Here is a 15,620-nt window from a genome sequence, read left to right as displayed (position 1 = left end):
GCCGGGCCCGCGGTCTTTCCGGCCGGTCCGCGCGGCCGGTTCGCGGCCGCGCGCGGTGAATGCGGGGGTCAGTAGCCGAGGCCGTGCCCGAACGGGTAGAGGACGGTCGCGGGGTCGTCGCGGGCGGTGATGGCGACGGGCAGCCGCCCGCGCGGGTCGATCTCCCCGAACAGCGCCTTGGCGGCCGAGCGCAGCGCCTCGGCGGTGTAGGAGTAGGTGGCCAGGTAGGTGGGGGCGCCGGGGAACCAGGCGATGTCGTAGGGGTCGCGGACGGCGATGACGACGACGGGGGTGCCGGTGGCCAGGAGGGCCTTGACGAGGTTCATCTGCCCGGGGCCGTTGTGGCCGTTTTCTTCCTTGATGTCCCAGGCGCGGTTGGTGACGGCGACGACGAGGTCCTTGCCGCGGGCGGCGGCGACGGCCTGGTCGATCTGCGCGGGGCCGGGGCTGATGCCGGTCTGGCGGACGGTGGCGGTGGCGCCGCGGCGGGCGAGTTCGGTGCCGAGCGCGGCGGTGGTGGACACGCCCCATCCGGTGACCAGGACGTCGCGGGCGCCGGGGCGCAGCGGCAGGACGCCGGCGTCGTCGCGGACCAGGGTGGTGGTGCGGTCGGCGGCGCGCTGCGCGGCGGCCAGGTGCGCGGGCGTCCCGACGCGCTCGGCGACCTTCGACGCGTCGGCGTAGGGGTCGCGGAACAGGCCGCGGCGGCGTTTGAGGTCCAGGATCCGGTAGACGGACTCGTCGATGCGCCGTTCGGTGAGCTCGCCGTTCTCGACGGCGGCGACGACGGCGGCGAGCTGGCGGGGGAACACGCCGTCGCCGTGGTCGTCCAGCGGCGGTTTGAGCAGGACGTCGGCGCCGGCCTTGAGGGCCAGGACGGGGATGTTCTCGTCGCCGTACTTGTCGCGGACGCCCTGCATGTCGAGGGCGTCGGTGACGATGACGCCGCGGTAGTGCAGGCGGTCGCGCAGGATGCCGGTGAGGATGGGCCGCGACAGGGTGGCGGGGTCGCCGGAGGGGTCCAGCGACGGCACGACGATGTGCGCGGTCATGATCGCTTCGACGCCGTGCCGGATCGCGGCGCGGAACGGGGGCAGGTCGAGCCGCTCCCATTCGGCGCGGGTGTGGTCGATGCGGGGGACGCCGGTGTGGGAGTCGGTGGTGGTGTCGCCGTGGCCGGGGAAGTGCTTGGCGGTCGCGGTGACGCCCGCGGACCGGTAGCCGCCGATCTGGGCGGTGACCATGTCCGACACCAGGGCGGGGTCGGATCCGAAGGACCGGACGCCGATGACGGGGTTGGCGGGGTCGGTGTTGACGTCGGCGTCGGGCGCGTAGTCCTGGTTGATGCCGATGGCGCGCAGTTCGCGGCCGGTGATGGCGGCGAGGGCCCGGGCGTCGCCGGTGCGGCGTCCGGCGGCCAGCGCCATCGCGCCGGGCGACTGGGTGGCGGGCGGCTGGATCCGGGCGACGATGCCGCCCTCCTGGTCGGTGGCGATGGTGGCGGGGATGCGGTGCGGCTGGGCCAGGGCGGCGCGCTGGATGCCGTTGGAGAACGCGGCGACCTGCGCGGGGCCGGTGACGTTCTCGCCGTAGTAGATGAACCCGCCGGGGTGGTAGCGGGCGACGACCTGGGCGGCGTTGTCGACGCCGTAGAGGCGGCGGTTGGCGGCGACGGCGGCGGGGTCGCCGGTGGTGGCGCTGGTGCCGTGGACCTGCAGGACGAACAGCTGCGCGGCCTTGTCCCGCAGGGACATCGACCGCAGGATCCGCAGCAGCGCGGGGTCCTTGCCGCCGTGCGGCGGCGCGGCCTGCGCGGCGGCCGGGCCGATGGCGGCGGGCCCGGCCGCGGGCAGGCCGGCCATGGCGAGGCCGGTCGCGGCGAGCGTCCCGGCGGTGAGCCCGGCGAGCCACCGGCGGCGGCGCGTGCGGGGACGGTACATGACGGCTCCCTCCCGCCCCCGAGCTGCCCGATGATCAAGGTTCCTTCTGGCACGGTAGACCGGGCGGGCGGCGCCGTCCACGGCAATGCTCGACGATCCGCCCCACGGTCGGGTAAAGGACGCCCGCGCGGGCGGGGTCAGTTGCGGCGCAGCCACCGCCACCAGCGCCCGGCGGGGGCGTCGGGTTCGGTCAGGGGGTGCTCCTCGACGTCGTAGCGGCGCACGTAGGCGCCGGCGAACGCCTGGAGGCTGGCGCCGAACGGGATGGCCAGCAGCACCCCGACGGGCCCGGCGACGGCGGCGCCGGCGAGGATGAGCCCGAACGCGACGGCGGGGTGCATGTCCAGGGTCCGGGCGGTGATGCGCGGCTGGAGCAGGTAGTTCTCCAGCTGCTGGTAGGCGAGGATGAACAGCAGCAGCCACAGGGCGGTGGCCGGGGAGTCGGTGAGCGCGATCAGGACGGGCACCGCGCCGGCGAGGTAGGTGCCGACGGCGGGGATGAACTGCGACACCACCCCGACCCACAGCGCGAGCGTCGCGGCGTAGGGGACGCCGAGACCGGCCATGGCGGCGTAGTGGGCGACGCCGGAGATGAGGGCGAGCAGGCCCCGCGAGTAGATGTAGCCGCCGGTCTTGTCGACGGCGATCTCCCAGGCGCGCAGGACCTCGCGCTGGCGGTGCGGCGGGAGCAGGGAGCAGACCGTCCGGCGGAACTGGGGCCCTTCGGCCGACAGGTAGAAGGTGAACAGCAGCACGCCGAGGGCGTTGAAGATGACGCCGAACGCGGTGGTGCCGATGCCCCACACGTTCCCGGCGAGGCCGGTGATGTGGCGCGACAGGGTGTCGGTGACGGTGGGGAGCCGCTGGAACAGGGTCTGCTGCGACAGGTTGGTCCCGAAGGTGGAGTTCACCCATCCGATGACGTCGCGGACGTAGTCGGGGAACCCGCCGATCAGGTGGGCGGCCTGGGTGGCCAGCAGCGACCCGATGCCGCCGAGGAACCCGGCGAGCAGCACTCCGACGACCACGAACATCGCCGCGGTCGCCAGCCCGCGCCGCCAGCCGCGGCGGGCCAGCCAGTTCACCGCGGGCTCGATCGCGAACGCCAGGAACAGCGAGATCAGCAGGAGCACCAGCAGGTCCCGCAGCCGCTCCAGCAGCCACAGCCCGCCCATGAACGCCAGCACGGTCGCGCCGGCCAGGATGAACGCCTTGGGCAGCCAGGGCGGCATCCGCTGCGGCCGCTCCCCGCCGGGCCGGCCGTCCGCGCCGGGGCCGCCGGGGCCGCCGGGCGGGCCGGGCGGGGCGTCGGGCGGGATGTCGGCGGGCGCGTAGGCCGGCGTGTCGCCGGGCGGCGGGCCGGGCGTCTGCGGCATTCCCGCACGTTAACGGCATCCGATCGGGCATTGCGGACGTCCCGCACCGCGCCGGGCCCAATCTTTGCCGGGATTTCAGCTCCGCACCGCGCCGCCCGGCCACGCCGGACCAGCGGCCGGCCGGGTGCGGGGCGAGCGGGCCGGGGCCGTGGGAGGCCCGGCCGTAGGGGTGGCGGTGGACGTGCGGCGCGCGGGCCCGGCGCGCCGAGCTCGCGCACGAACCGCTCGCGCGCCTTCGGGTCGCGTGCGGCGTGGGCGCGCAGCAGCTTGACGGCCGCCTTCCCGCCGTCCGGGCCGCGCCCGGCGTAGACGACGCCCTGTCCGCCCTCGCCGAGCCGGCCGGTCAGCTCCTACCGTCCCAGCCGTTCGGGGCCGCCGGGTCCCCGTTCTACAGCCATGGTCGTCTCGTTGACCATGGCGGAGCGCCCGCCCGAGCGGAGATCGCCCCCCGCCGCGGGCGCCGGCCGCCGGAGGCCGCGGGTTAGGGGGTGGTGCCGGGCGGGAGGAACTCGGGCTGGTCCAGGACGCGCAGCCAGGAGCCGTCGGGCTGGCGGCGGGCGACCTGGGCGCGGGCTCCGGCGCCGTCGCGGGGCGGGGTGGCGGTGAGGGCGAGGTCGCCGCTGACCAGGGTGGGCAGGGGCTGCTCGGGTTCGAAGCGGGGGCGGGCGGCCAGCACCTTCTCCCACAGCCGGCGGATCGCGTCACGGCCGGTGGTCCGCGAGCCGGGCGGGTAGGCGATGACCGCGTCCTCCTCGTAGAGGGCGGCGACGCCGGCGGCGTCCCCGGCGTTGGAGCGTTCGACGAACAGGCGGGTGATGTCCTCGGGCCGCATGGCCTTCTCGTGCGCGGTCACGGTCGTCCTTCGTGGTCGGGTCTGCTTCGGCTCCCAGCGTGGCCGCCGCCGCGCCATAAGTCCAAGAGATGGCTCTTCTAGCTCCCAGAAGTACCCGTTATGGAAATCGGGTGGCGGGCATGTCGAGGTCGGGGGGGCGCGGGGGCGGGCGTGATGGGGCAGGATGCCCGGTATGGGTGAGGTGTTCACGCATCGGCTGCGGGTGCGGTACAGCGAGTGCGATCAGCAGGGCGTGGTGTTCAACGGCCACTACCTCTTCTACTACGACGTGGCGCTGACGGAGATGTGGCGGGCGCTGATCGGCGACTACGGGGAGATGGTGGGCGAGGGCTACGACCTGGTGGTGGCCGAGGCGCGGGTCCGGTTCCGGGAGGGCGCCCGGTTCGACGAGCTGCTGGAGGTGTCGATGCCGGTGGCGCGCCTGGGGACGACCAGCATGGTGGTGCGTCCGGTGTTCCGGGCGGGCGGGCGGCTCATCGCCGACGGGGAGGTGCGGCACGTGTTCATCGACCCGGCGTCCAAGGGCAAGCGGGAGATGCCGGAGCGGGTGAGGTCGGCCCTGGCGCCGTTCCTGGACGGGGCGGCGCAGGCGCCGGGCGCCGCGCCGGCCTGACGCACGCCGCCGGGCGGGGCGGTCAGGCGGCGAGGCGGGCGGTGAGGGCGTCGGCGCGGCGTTCCAGGTCGTCCAGGCGGGCGTGCAGGGCGGCGTGCAGCCAGGGGGCGCCGGCGGCGCAGTGCCCGAGCAGCCACGGCAGCGGCCCGGCGAGGTCGTCGCGGCGGGGCCCGTGCGGGGCCGGGGCGCGGCAGAACACCACGGGGGCCGCCGCGGGGAACGCGGTCGCGGCGTGGGGGCCGCCGGGGCCGCGGGTGAGGACGGCGACCAGGTCGGGGCCGGCGGCGAGCGCGGCCGTGACGGCGGCGGCCGGGCCGCCGGCGCCGGTCTCGATGACCTCCAGCCGGTCGCAGACCCGCGCCAGGGCCGCCCGCAGCGCGGCCTCCTCGGGGCGGGCGCGGCCGGGCGCCGGGGCGTCCAGCACCAGCGCGACGGTCCCGGCGAAGCGCGGGAGCGCGCCGGGCCGGTCCAGGGGGCGGTCGAGGGGCAGCGCCGGCTCCCCCGGCATGTCCGGCGGCGGCGCGGCGGGGTCGCCGGGCCGGTAGAGGGCCTGGACGCGGGCGGGCGCGGCGGCGGGGTCGGTGAGGAACCGCAGCAGGCGCCGCCGCAGGTAGTCCGAGCCGGTGTCGCCGGCGGCGATGCGGCGGGCGCAGCCGCGGGCGGCGGCGGCGCCGAGGGCGTGCTCGAAGCAGTCACGCAGCGCGGCGCGGCGCGCGGCGATGAGCGCGTCGGCGCCGGGGTGCTCCAGGACGAACCGGAGCGCGGCGCGGGTGGTGTGCTTGTGGTTGGCGCGCAGCCGCCGCAGCGCGAGCAGGACGGTGACGACGTGCGCGGGCGGCAGTCCGAGGGACAGCACCCGGGCGGCGCGGGCCTGCACGGCGCGGGCGCCGTCGCCGAGGCCGGCCTGGGAGGCGGCGAGGACCTGCAGCAGCACGCGGGCGCGCTGCCAGGGCGCCGCACCGGGCACCAGGGCGAGCAGCGCGTAGCGTTCGGCGTCGCGGGCGTGGGCGGCGCGGTGCAGTTGCGCGTCGTCCCAGCGCAGGGGTGCTCCCGGGGGCAGGGTGAGGGGCGCGCCGTGGCGGCGCAGGTGGGCGAGGAGTGTGGGGGTGTCCATGGTCATCGGCCTCCGCAACCATGGAGTCTAGGAACGATCTCGAGTGCCCCGGCACTCATTTTCCGGCGGCGGGCTCCCCGCGGCCGGTGCCGTCCCCGGTGCCGCCCCCGGTGCCGTCCGCGGGCGCGCCGCCGGGGTCGGGCGGCGCGGCGGCGTACCCGCCGAGGCCGTGTTCGAGGAGGTCGAAGGCGCGGGCGGCGGCGGCGTAGACGTCGTCGCGCATCTCCTCCAGGGTCTCCCCCGCGCTCCTGCGGTCGGCGATCTCCTCGACCAGGACGGTCTGCACGGCGAAGATCATCGCGGCGGCGGCGCGGGGGGCGATGTCGCCCGGGCCGGCGCCGGTGTCCTCGGCGATGCGCGCGGCGAGGCGGTCCTTGGCGCGGCGGCCGATCTCGCGCTGGCGGGCCCTGAGGGCGGGGCTGGCGCGGACGGTGCGGACCCAGTCCTGGGAGCCGTCGTTGAGGCCGGTGCGGTGGCCGCGGGCGTCCAGGTCCTCGAAGAACCGGCGGCGGAACAGCGCGGCGGCGCTCTCGCCGGGCCGGCGGGCGAGGAAGTCGCGCGCGGCGGACTCGACGGCCTCGTCCTGCCGGTCGAAGAACAGGTCCTCTTTGGTGCGGAAGTAGTTGAAGACGGTGTTGACCGACACGTCGGCGGCGCGGGCGACGTCGGCGATGGTGACCTCGTCGAAGCCGCGCGTCAGGAACAGGCCGGTGGCGATGTCGGAGATGCGGCGCCGCGTCTGGCGCTTCTTGCGTTCCCGCAGCCCCGGTTCGGGCCCGCCGAGCTCCTCAGCCATGCCATGAACATACCCGCACTGGAGTCACTGAAAATTTGGTGTCACTGCAAAATTGGGGTTACGCTACCGGGGTTGTCACCGAGGAGGAGCACATCGTGATCGAGGCGCGCGGGCTCGCCCGCACCTTCACCGGCGGGCACGGGACCGTCGAGGCCGTCCGCGGCGTGGACCTGTCGGTCGCGCCCGGCGAGATCGTCGGGTTCCTCGGCCCCAACGGCGCCGGGAAGACCACCACGCTGCGGATGCTGGCGACGCTGCTGGCGCCGACCGCCGGGACCGCGACCGTCGCCGGCCGCGACCTGCGCGGCGACCCGGCGGGCGTGCGCCGCCGCATCGGCTACGTCGCGCAGGGCGGCGGCACCGACCCCGCCGTCCCCGCCGCCGAGGAACTGGACCTGCAGGCCCGCCTGTACGGCGTCCCCGACCGCGCCGCGCGGATCGCCGCGCTGTGCGCCCGCCTGGACCTGGCGGACCTGCGGGCCCGGCCGGCGGGGTCGCTGTCGGGCGGGCAGCGCCGCCGCCTGGACATCGCCCTGGGGCTGGTGCACCGCCCGCCGCTGCTGTTCCTGGACGAGCCCACCACCGGCCTGGACCCCAAGAGCCGCGGCGACCTGTGGGACCACATCCGCGCCATGCGCGACGGCGAGGGCACCGCGGTGTTCCTGAGCACCCACTACCTGGACGAGGCCGACGCGCTGTGCGACCGGATCCTGATCATCGACCGGGGCCGCATCGTCGCCGAGGGCCCGCCCGCCGACCTCAAGCGCCGCGTCGCCGGCGACGTCGTCACCCTGGAGCCCGCCGCCGCGGCCGGCTGCGAACCCGCCCGCGCGGCGCTGGCGGACCACCCGGGCGTCCGCGAGGCCACCGTCGCCGGCGGCCGGGTGCGCCTCACCGTCGAGGACGGCGAGAAGGCGCTGATGCCGCTGATCCGCGCGCTGGACGGCGCCGGGGTCGAGCTGGCGTCGCTGAGCCTGGCCCGCCCCACCCTCGACGACGTGTTCCGCGCCGCCACCGGCCGCGCCCTGCGCGACGCCGCCTGACCCCGTTCCCCCTCCCCCGCACCAGCAAGGAGTCCTGCCATGCCGCTTCCATCGCCCGAACCGTCCCCGCCGTCCCCGCCGTCCACGCACCGGCCGGCCGCACCCTGGCCGCCGGCGGCGCCGCCGGCGGCCGGTCCGGGCACGGCACTGGCGCGGGTCGTGTCCGACACCCGGCTGATCTTCCTGCGGTACCTGCGGCAGACGCTGCGCAGCAAGGTCGCGGTGGTGTTCGGCGCGGTGCAGCCGCTGCTGTACCTGGTGCTGTTCGGGCCGCTGCTGTCGGACCTGGCGGACGTGCGCGGGTTCGGCGGCGGCGACGCCTGGCAGGTGTTCGTGCCCGGGATCTTGATCCAGCTCGCGCTGTTCGGCGCCGGGTTCGTCGGGTTCGGGCTGCTGGCGGAGATGCGGTCGGGGGTGGTGGAGCGGCTGCGGGTCACCCCGGTCAGCCGCACCGCGCTGCTGCTGGGCCGCGTCCTGCGCGACACCGCCGTCATCGCGGTGCAGGGGGTGCTGCTGGTCGCGGCGGGGCTGGCGCTGGGGCTGCGCGCCCCGGCCGGCGGGATCGCCGCGGGGCTGGCGTTCGCGGTGGCGCTCGCCGTCAGCGTCGCGTCCCTGTCGTACGTGCTGGCGATGCGGACCCGCTCGGAGGACGCGTTCGCGCCGCTGCTGTCGTCGGTGACGCTGCCGCTGATGCTGCTGTCGGGGATCCTGCTGCCGATGGGCCTGGCGCCGGGCTGGCTGGACGCGGTGTCGCGGTTCACCCCCTTCCGGTACGTGGTGGACGCGGCCCGCGCGGCGTTCCTCGGCGACTACGCCAGTGCGGCGGTCGCGCAGGGGACGCTGGTCGCGGCGGCGCTGCTGGCGGTGTCGGTGGCGCTGGGCGTCCGCCGGTTCCGCGCCGAGAACCCCTGACCCGGGGCCCTTGACCCGGAGGCCTCGGCACGGGCCCTCGGCGCGGGTCTCGGCGCTGCCGGGGGTCAGCCGTCCAGGACGGGCTCGCCGAGGGCGCGGCCGGGGCGGCCGGCCCCTGCCGGCGGGGGCGGGCCGCCGGGGCGGGCGGGCGCGGCGCGCTGGGCGAGGTAGGCGCCGGTCAGCACGATCGCGCCGCCGGCCAGCTGCGGCCCGGTGAGGCGCTCGCCGAGCACGGCCCAGGCGATGAGCGCGGCGGCCACGGCCTCGGTGTAGCAGATCGCGGCGCCGACCTGGGCCGACAGCCGCTGCAGCCCGGCGACGCCGGTCAGGTAGGCCAGCACGGTGCTGACCAGCGCGATCCAGGCGACCAGGGTCCAGCCGGGCGCGGTGTGCCCGGCGACGGGCACCGGCGCGGCCAGCACGTCCCACGGCAGCGCCCACGGCGCGGCGAGGACGCCGAGCGCGGCCGCGGCGACGACGCTGCCGGCGGAGGTGATGACCAGGGGGTCCACGCTCCCGGTGAGCCGGTCGACGATGAGGAAGTAGCAGGCCTGGCAGGCGGCGGCGCCGAGCCCGGCGGCGAGCCCGACGGGGTCCAGCGACAGGCCCGTCCACACCTGCACGACCAGGGCGAGGCCGGCCATCGCGACCGCGACGCCGACGGCGGCCGTGCGGTGCACCGGGACGCGGCGCACCAGCCGCAGCCACCCCAGCACGATGAGGGGGCCGCTGAACTCCAGCAGGATCGCCACGCCGACCGGCAGCCGCGACGCCGCCACGAAGTAGCAGGCCTGGCACCCGGCGACGCCGGTCAGCCCGTACAGGACCAGGACGCGCAGGTGCGGGCGCAGGTTCCGCAGCGCGGCGCGGCGCAGCAGGACGGCGAGCGGGACCAGCACCAGCGCGGCGGCCGCGATCCGCAGCCACACCGCCTGCAGCGGGCCGAGCCCGGCCTCGATGAGGGCCTTGCCGAACGGCCCGGACGCGCCGAAGCACACCGAGGACAGCAGCGCCAGCCCGAGCCCGGCCGCCCGGGTCCGCGCCGCGCCGCCGGTCCCCGCCGTCCCCGCCGCCATGCCCGCCGCCTCTCCGCCGCGTTGCCCGAATCCGCCCGAATCCGCCCCCGCGCGCCGCGCCCGCCCGGACGCGCCCGCACGCCCGCGCGGCGGCTAAGCAGCATCCTGCCAGAACAGTCCTTACATGCCGAGGGGAGGATACCGGCCCGTAATTCGGGCGATGCCGGACGGCCCGCACCGGGCGACTACTATTCGCCGGATGAGCTGGCAGGCGGCCGGGGCGGGGCCCGGCGGAACCGGAGGCGGCCCGAGCGGCGACCTGTTCGCCTCGGTCGAGGGCAACGTGCGCGAGCTGGTGGCCTCGCCGTGGTGGCAGACCGCCCAGCCCGCCGACCGCGCGGCCCAGGTCGCCGCGCGGATGCTGTGGGGCGCCGGCGAGTGGTGGCTGTACGGGGCGTGGGGCCGCTGGTACCGGTGCGGCCTGGACGGCAGCTGGCACCCCTGCCCGCCGCCGGCGGCGTTCGAGGACCGCCGCGTCGCGGTGCCCGCGCCGCAGGGCGCCGGGACCCCGCCGGTCCCGCCGCAGCTGTTCCCCACCGGCCCCGACCTGTCGGCGGGACGGGTGGCCTCGACGGGGTTCCTCGGGCCGGTGCCCGACACCGCCGTGGTGGCGCGGATCTCCCAGGCGCTCACCACCGCGCTGGCGGTGAACCCGCAGCAGTTCGCCCACCGCGACCCGATGTTCCAGCCGGGCACCCCCAGCACGGTCGCCGCCGCGTGGGGGGCGCTGCTGTGGTGCGCCGGGTCACCGGTCGCGCTGACCGAGCACCCGCTGATCGAGTCGTTCATCCCGTTCCTGACCACCTCCGCCGACCGGCTGCACTGGATGATGCCGCCCGACTTCGCCACGCTGGCCGGCTACTACATCCACCGGCTCGGCGCCGGCGACGGCGGCGGCGCCGCCCATGTCGCCCGCGTGATGTACGAGGTCGCCGCGGGCCTGCAGGCCGACCCCCGGTTCCGGCCGGGCGCCGACGCGCTGGCCGCGGTGACGGCGGCGTCGCTGCGGATGGTCGGGCAGGACATGGCGACCGTCCGGTACGGGCCCGACGCCGTCCTGCAGGAGTGGCGCCGCCGCTGCCCCGCCGAGTACGCCACCCCGATGCTGCGCGACACCGCGCCCGGGGAGTACCTGCGGCTGGCCCTGTACGACCTGCAGCAGATCGTCGCGGGGCTGACCGGGACGCGCCCGTCGGCGCCGGGCCGCGGCCACGACGAGGTCCGCCGCGCCGGGATCGCGGTGCTGGCCGCCGACCTGCAGGCGGCGCCGGGCGCGCTGGCGGCGCTGCAGCGGTGGCTGGACCCCGACAGCGTCCGCACGCTGCAGACCGTGCTGTCGGATCCGGCCAGCCCGCTGCGGGAGCTGTGGCCGCGCGAGGGGCGGCTGCCCGAGGCGCTGCGCGGCGACGACGCCGACGCGCTCGCCGCGCTGCTGGCCACCACCTACGCCCTCGGGCTGACGTGGTGCCGGCTGGCGCAGGTCGCGCCGCCGGCGACGGGGTTCGCGGTGCCGCAGGCGGTCGCGGCGGAGCTGACGTCCCCGGCGATGCACACCCCGCCGTCCACCGACGAGCTGTCGGCGTGGGACATCATCAAGGCGGCCCGCGCCCACATGGCCGCCGAGCGCGCCGGGTCTGGCGGCGACCAGCCGGTCGCGCCGGTGCCCGAGCCGGCGCAGGACGCGCCGGGCCCGCCGCCCGCGGTGGCGCCCGCCCCTCCCCCGGCCGCCCCCGAGCCGCCCGCTCCCGGACCGCCCGGCGTACCGGAGGCGTCGGCCGCGCCGGTGCCGCCGCCGGCCGATCCGTTCGCGGCGGACGCGCCGCCGCCGCGGATCGCGCCGCCTCCCCCTCCTCCCGCGCCCTCCCCGCCCGAACCGGTCCCCGCACCGGAGCGGGCACCGGACCCGGTGCCGCCGCCGCGGGCCGCGGAGCCGACGACCGCCGACGCGGCGGGGGACGCGGCGGCCGGCCGGCCGCCCGCGCAGGTGCAGTACCCGCCGCCGGCGCCCGACCCGGTGTGGCCGTCGGAGCCGCAGCGCACGCAGCTGGACACCGACGCGTTCAAGACCCAGCTCGACCCGGGCCCGGCGTGGCCCGGCGCCGCCGCACCGCCCGCGGCCCCGCCGCCCGTCCCGCAGCCGCCCGTCCCGCAGCCGCCCGTCCCGCAGCCGGCTCCACCGCCGGGTCCGGTGGCCGAGCCGGCGCGGCCCGCGGACCTGCCGCCGCCGCCCGAGCCGCCGCCCCCGCCGCCGGCCGCACCGGACCCCGGACCCGACCCGCGGGTCGCCGAGGCGTACGGCATCCGGTTCCTGTGCGGCGCCGACGACATCGAGCGCGTCGTCACCGAGGTGCGGCGGCGCGGCAAGTGGGCGCGGCGGCTGCGCGGGCAGGAGGTGTCGAGCGCGTCGGCGCCGGCGCTGCTGCTGATCGGCGCGCCCTCCAGCGGGCAGCGGCGGCTGGCGCGGATGGCGGCGCGCGCGCTGGCGGAGGTGGAGGCCTCCAGCGGCGAGGTCCACTCCGTGCACGCCGAGGACCTGCGCGAGCACGGCCCCGACGGGCTGCGCGCCGCGCTGGAGGACCACGCGGGCCACGTGCTGCTGCTGGACGGCCTGGACGGCCTGATCCTGGACGAGGCCGACGGCGCGGCGTACGCGTCCGTGCTGTACCGGACGCGGCTGGAGGGCGTCAACGACACCGCGCTGCTGGGCACGTGCGAGCCGGACCGGGTCGGGGAGCTGTCGGCGGCGTCGCCGGAGCTGACCGCGGACCTGCGGGCGGTGCGGCTGCCGGACCTGTCGGCGCCGTCCGCGCGGGCGGCGCTGGTGGGGCTGCTGGCCGAGGAGCGCAGCCTGCGGCTGGGCGCGGACGCGTGGGCGGTGGTGAACCGCGAGGCGGGGTCGCTGCGGCCGCGCGGGCGGCTGACCGGCGCCCGGCTGGTGGAGGCCTACCTGGACCGGGCCGCGACGCGGCATCTGGGCAGCGCGGAGGCGACGCAGGCGATCGGCAGCGCGCTGTCGCTGACGGCGGCCGACTTCGCGGGCCTGGCGGCCGAGCTGTAGCCACCCGGCCCGGGGGCCCGCGGCCCGGTTCGGCCTGCGACCCCGTTCGGCCGGGGGCCCGGTCCAGCGGGCCCAAGCACCCAGAGCCCCGCGCGATCCAGGGCTGCCGTGCCTGGGTCTGCCAGGACCGGGCAGGCGCACACGGCCATCCCGATACCGGGCACGTTCGGCCCGCGGGCGGCGAGGACGGTGAAGGGCTTGGGGAGGGGGTAGGTGCGGCCGCCGAGGGAGACCTGGCGTTCGGCCATGACCTCCAGGAGGGCGGACTGGACCTTGGCGGGGGCGCGGTTGATCTCGTCGGCGAGGACGAAGTCCACCGAAGAACGGGGTAAGGGTTTTGGGTCCCCGCGGGGCGGTGGATTGTCGGTGCCGCGGGTCACGATGGGGGCGTGGATCGCGTTGACCGGCTGCTGGCGCTCGTCGCGGAGCTGCGGGCGGCCTCGCCCGAGCCGCTGGACCCGGCGGTCCTGGCGGCGCGGCTGGAGGTGAGCGAGCGGACCGTCCGCCGCGATCTGGAGCTGCTGGCGCACGGCGGCCTGCCGGTGCGGGCGGGCAGGGGCCGCGGCTACGCGCTGCCGGCGGAGCCGGACCCGGCGCCGCTGGGCGAGGCGGGGTCGCTGACGGGCCCGGTGCGGGGCACGCTGACCGAGGCGGTCCGCACCCGCCGGGTGGTGCGGCTGGCCTACACCGGCCGGTCGGGGGCGCGCAGTTTCCGGGACGTAGAGGCGCACGGCCTGGTCATCGCCCCCTACGGGGAGTACCTGGTGGGGTGGTGCCGGATGCGGGACGGGCCGCGCATGTTCCGGCTCGACCGGATCGGCGCGGCGTTCCTGTCGGGGCGGGGCGCGCAGGTCCGCGACCTGGACGGGCTGCTGGCGGCGCTGCGGGTGCCGGTGCCGCGCCCGGCGGAGGCGGCGGGCGCGGGGCCGCGCGGGCCGGCCGACCCGGCGCGTGCGCGGGCGTGGACGCTGGACCGGCTGGAGCATGTGCGGTCGCGGCTGCGGGACGCGGCGGCCGAGGCGCACGGCCCCGTCCGCGGGTCGGCGGGCGGGCCGGCGGGCGGGTCGGGTCCGGGGGCCCGCGCGGGCCCGGGTGCGGGCGCGGCGGCGCTGCGCGCGGCGCTGGGGCATCTGGCGGAGTGGAGCCGGTGGCAGGCGGCGGCGATCCGGTCGGCGGCGACGGGCGAGGAGCCGGTCCTTGCGGGCCGCCGCCCCGACTTCCCGCCGGTGTTCGGCCGGGACCTGCCCTACGAGGCGCGGGAGCGGGTGATCCAGGACGCGATGGCGCCGCGGTCGCTGGGCGAGCTGGTGCGCGACCTGGAGGAGGTGCTGGCGTCGGTGGGGCACTGGGCGGCGGGCTGCGACGACGCGCTGTGGGTGGGCGAGCTGCCCGATCCGCGCCCGTACGGGCCGCCGGGGCCGCCGCGCCCGCTGGCGGATCTGCTGGCGGGCTGGCGCGGGCCGCTGGCGCACGTCGAGTGGCATCTGGACCGCCTCACCGACGAGCCGCCGCCTCCGCCGGCGGGCGGTGAGGAGGAGGCATGGGTCATCGACCGCTGCCCCCTCCAGGCCTGAACCGCCCCCCGGCCCGGCGGCGCCGCCCCCGTACCCGGTTCGTGTGCCCGGTGGGCGCGGTCCGGGGGCGCGGCAAGGACGGGCGGGTGAGGACGGGTGGCTCAGGCGCGGCCGGGTCAGGGCGCGGCGGTGTCTTCGCGGGTGACGGGGTGGGCGGGGGCGGTGCGGCGGGTGAACCAGACGGTCTTGCCGGGCGGGTGGGGCCGGGCGCCGTGGTCGGTGGCGAGGGCGGCGACCAGGAGCAGTCCACGGCCGGCCTCGGCCCAGTCCAGGACGCGGGGCGGTGCGCCGGGGGCGGTGGGTGCGGCGGGGTCGGCGTCGCTGACCTCGGCGGTGAGCAGGGCGCCGCCCGGTCCACCGCCCGGGCGGCTGTTCGGGCCGCCGTGCGGGTCGCCGTCCAGGCGCAGGGCGAGGTGGACGGGGCCGGTGCCGTGCACGACGGCGTTGGTGACGAGTTCGTCGACCATGAGGACGATGTCGGCGGTGTCGTCGGGGTCGGTGACGTGCCAGCCGCGCAGGGCGCGGGCGGTGAGGTCGCGGGCGCGGGCGGCGGCGCGGGGCTGGGCGGGCAGGTCCCAGGCGGCCGCCGCGCGGCCCCCGGCGGTGGGGTCGGTCTCCTGGTCGCGGGCGGGCGGGGTGCCGGGCGGTGCGGCGGCTGCGGGCCGTGTCGTCCCCGTGGTGGTCATGGTGGTGTCCCCCGGTTCGGTGCGCCTTGCGCGGTGTGCGGTCATAGTCAGGACGCGCCCGCGCGCGGGGCGGTGCACGGGCGTAGACAACCCTCACTGCGGGGTGAGGTGGACGCCGCGCGGGGGTGGCGGTGGCGGAGGCACGGGCAGGGAGCCGTTACAGTGGAGGGGTCGGTGTGGCATGTGTCCCCCGGGCTCTACCTGATGCCTTCGGGGAATACCGCCGGTCCCATGCGGTCCGGGCTGGAGCTTCGTTGTGCCTTTCGCCGTGAGGCGACCTCCACACCGGCTTGAACGCCGAGGCCCCGGTGAGATCGGATCTCGCCGGGGTCTCGGCGTTCGCGTGCGCGCGGGCTGGGGCTGGGCGGGTGTTACAGGACGGCGGCGGCGATGCCGGCGCCGACCGCGGCCAGGACGATGATGACGGCGGCGGCGGCGAGGACGATGGTGCGGGTCCGCCGGCCGCGGGGGGTGCCGTGGCGGGACAGGCGCTGGGCCAGCCGCGGGTCGTCCTCGCTCAGGCGGACCTCGATCTGGGTGAGGATCCGCTGCTCCTCCATCGACAGCGCCATGCTTCAA

13 protein-coding genes and 1 pseudogene are annotated in these 15,620 nt (G+C 77.7%); 5 read left to right on the top strand and 9 right to left on the bottom strand.

All coding sequences use genetic code 11. The features are described 5' to 3' along the window. Positions 1-68 precede the first annotated feature (68 nt). The 3 genes from HUT06_RS20925 to HUT06_RS20915 all read right to left on the bottom strand — a co-directional run bounded on the left by HUT06_RS20925 (position 69) and on the right by HUT06_RS20915 (position 4,169). Positions 69-1,940, bottom strand: a complete 1,872-nt coding sequence (locus HUT06_RS20925; RefSeq protein ID WP_176197284.1) for a glycoside hydrolase family 3 protein — start codon at positions 1,938-1,940, stop codon at positions 69-71. Between the two features lie 137 nt (positions 1,941-2,077). Then, positions 2,078-3,316, bottom strand: coding sequence for an AI-2E family transporter (locus tag HUT06_RS20920; protein ID WP_176197283.1), 1,239 nt, complete (start codon positions 3,314-3,316; stop codon positions 2,078-2,080). A 481-nt stretch (positions 3,317-3,797) separates the two neighbouring features. Next, positions 3,798-4,169 carry a nuclear transport factor 2 family protein gene (locus tag HUT06_RS20915; protein ID WP_176197282.1) on the bottom strand — a complete coding sequence of 124 codons (372 nt, stop codon included), beginning with the start codon at positions 4,167-4,169 and terminating at the stop codon, positions 3,798-3,800. 172 nt (positions 4,170-4,341) lie between these two features. Between HUT06_RS20915 and HUT06_RS20910 the strand changes: the two genes are divergently transcribed. After that, positions 4,342-4,782 (top strand): thioesterase family protein, encoded by a 441-nt coding sequence (locus tag HUT06_RS20910; protein WP_176197281.1) that lies wholly within the window; start codon positions 4,342-4,344, stop codon positions 4,780-4,782. A gap of 22 nt (positions 4,783-4,804) precedes the next feature. On the opposite strand, the gene HUT06_RS20905 is transcribed toward HUT06_RS20910, so the two are convergent. Together HUT06_RS20905 and HUT06_RS20900 are read right to left on the bottom strand one after the other, a co-directional pair. Then, positions 4,805-5,902, bottom strand: a complete 1,098-nt coding sequence (locus tag HUT06_RS20905) for a hypothetical protein (protein ID WP_176197280.1) — start codon at positions 5,900-5,902, stop codon at positions 4,805-4,807. Positions 5,903-5,951: 49 nt separating this feature from the next. Further along, the gene (locus HUT06_RS20900; protein WP_176197279.1) at positions 5,952-6,692 is read right to left on the bottom strand and encodes a TetR/AcrR family transcriptional regulator; all 741 of its coding nucleotides are present in this window, start codon (positions 6,690-6,692) and stop codon (positions 5,952-5,954) included. 95 nt (positions 6,693-6,787) lie between these two features. Between HUT06_RS20900 and HUT06_RS20895 the strand changes: the two genes are divergently transcribed. Both HUT06_RS20895 and HUT06_RS20890 read left to right on the top strand, forming a co-directional pair. Beyond that, positions 6,788-7,735 (top strand): ATP-binding cassette domain-containing protein, encoded by a 948-nt coding sequence (locus tag HUT06_RS20895; protein ID WP_176197278.1) that lies wholly within the window; start codon positions 6,788-6,790, stop codon positions 7,733-7,735. A 39-nt stretch (positions 7,736-7,774) separates the two neighbouring features. Then, a complete protein-coding gene (locus HUT06_RS20890; protein WP_176197277.1) occupies positions 7,775-8,647 on the top strand; it encodes an ABC transporter permease in 873 nt (290 codons plus the stop codon). Between the two features lie 65 nt (positions 8,648-8,712). On the opposite strand, the gene HUT06_RS20885 is transcribed toward HUT06_RS20890, so the two are convergent. After that, positions 8,713-9,723: an EamA family transporter gene (locus tag HUT06_RS20885; protein WP_176197276.1), complete on the bottom strand. Its 1,011-nt coding sequence runs from the start codon at positions 9,721-9,723 to the stop codon at positions 8,713-8,715. A 199-nt stretch (positions 9,724-9,922) separates the two neighbouring features. Here HUT06_RS20885 and HUT06_RS20880 point away from each other — a divergent pair, with 199 nt between their 5' ends. Beyond that, complete coding sequence (locus tag HUT06_RS20880) at positions 9,923-12,781, top strand: hypothetical protein (RefSeq protein ID WP_176197275.1); 2,859 nt, start codon at positions 9,923-9,925, stop codon at positions 12,779-12,781. A 167-nt stretch (positions 12,782-12,948) separates the two neighbouring features. Here HUT06_RS20880 and HUT06_RS20875 read toward each other — a convergent pair. Beyond that, positions 12,949-13,095, bottom strand: a pseudogene (locus HUT06_RS20875) (AAA family ATPase); the annotation flags it as partial. Between the two features lie 75 nt (positions 13,096-13,170). Between HUT06_RS20875 and HUT06_RS43880 the strand changes: the two are divergent. Continuing rightward, positions 13,171-14,355, top strand: coding sequence for a YafY family protein (locus HUT06_RS43880; RefSeq protein ID WP_217711365.1), 1,185 nt, complete (start codon positions 13,171-13,173; stop codon positions 14,353-14,355). Positions 14,356-14,471: 116 nt separating this feature from the next. Here HUT06_RS43880 and HUT06_RS20865 read toward each other — a convergent pair whose 3' ends face one another. Together HUT06_RS20865 and HUT06_RS20860 are read right to left on the bottom strand one after the other, a co-directional pair. Further along, positions 14,472-15,041 carry an ATP-binding protein gene (locus HUT06_RS20865; protein ID WP_176197274.1) on the bottom strand — a complete coding sequence of 190 codons (570 nt, stop codon included), beginning with the start codon at positions 15,039-15,041 and terminating at the stop codon, positions 14,472-14,474. A 371-nt stretch (positions 15,042-15,412) separates the two neighbouring features. After that, the gene (locus HUT06_RS20860) at positions 15,413-15,613 is read right to left on the bottom strand and encodes a DUF3040 domain-containing protein (RefSeq protein ID WP_176197273.1); all 201 of its coding nucleotides are present in this window, start codon (positions 15,611-15,613) and stop codon (positions 15,413-15,415) included. Between the last annotated feature and the right edge of the window lie 7 nt (positions 15,614-15,620).

It is taken from the genome of Actinomadura sp. NAK00032, from assembly GCF_013364275.1.
Classification (GTDB): Bacteria; Actinomycetota; Actinomycetes; order Streptosporangiales; family Streptosporangiaceae; genus Spirillospora.
This window is presented reverse-complemented; position numbering and strand designations above follow the sequence as displayed.

What these genes read in the sequence shown, in the direction of transcription:
- HUT06_RS20910 (WP_176197281.1), top strand. Translation starts at nt 4,342, where the DNA reads ATGGGTGAGGTGTTCACGCATCGGCTGCGGGTGCGGTACAGCGAGTGC.
- HUT06_RS20865 (WP_176197274.1), bottom strand. Translation starts at nt 15,041, where the DNA reads ATGACCACCACGGGGACGACACGGCCCGCAGCCGCCGCACCGCCCGGC.
- HUT06_RS20880 (WP_176197275.1), top strand. Translation starts at nt 9,923, where the DNA reads ATGAGCTGGCAGGCGGCCGGGGCGGGGCCCGGCGGAACCGGAGGCGGC.
- HUT06_RS20925 (WP_176197284.1), bottom strand. Translation starts at nt 1,940, where the DNA reads ATGTACCGTCCCCGCACGCGCCGCCGCCGGTGGCTCGCCGGGCTCACC.
- HUT06_RS20905 (WP_176197280.1), bottom strand. Translation starts at nt 5,902, where the DNA reads ATGACCATGGACACCCCCACACTCCTCGCCCACCTGCGCCGCCACGGC.
- HUT06_RS20885 (WP_176197276.1), bottom strand. Translation starts at nt 9,723, where the DNA reads ATGGCGGCGGGGACGGCGGGGACCGGCGGCGCGGCGCGGACCCGGGCG.
- HUT06_RS20920 (WP_176197283.1), bottom strand. Translation starts at nt 3,316, where the DNA reads ATGCCGCAGACGCCCGGCCCGCCGCCCGGCGACACGCCGGCCTACGCG.
- HUT06_RS20900 (WP_176197279.1), bottom strand. Translation starts at nt 6,692, where the DNA reads ATGGCTGAGGAGCTCGGCGGGCCCGAACCGGGGCTGCGGGAACGCAAG.
- HUT06_RS20890 (WP_176197277.1), top strand. Translation starts at nt 7,775, where the DNA reads ATGCCGCTTCCATCGCCCGAACCGTCCCCGCCGTCCCCGCCGTCCACG.
- HUT06_RS20860 (WP_176197273.1), bottom strand. Translation starts at nt 15,613, where the DNA reads ATGGCGCTGTCGATGGAGGAGCAGCGGATCCTCACCCAGATCGAGGTC.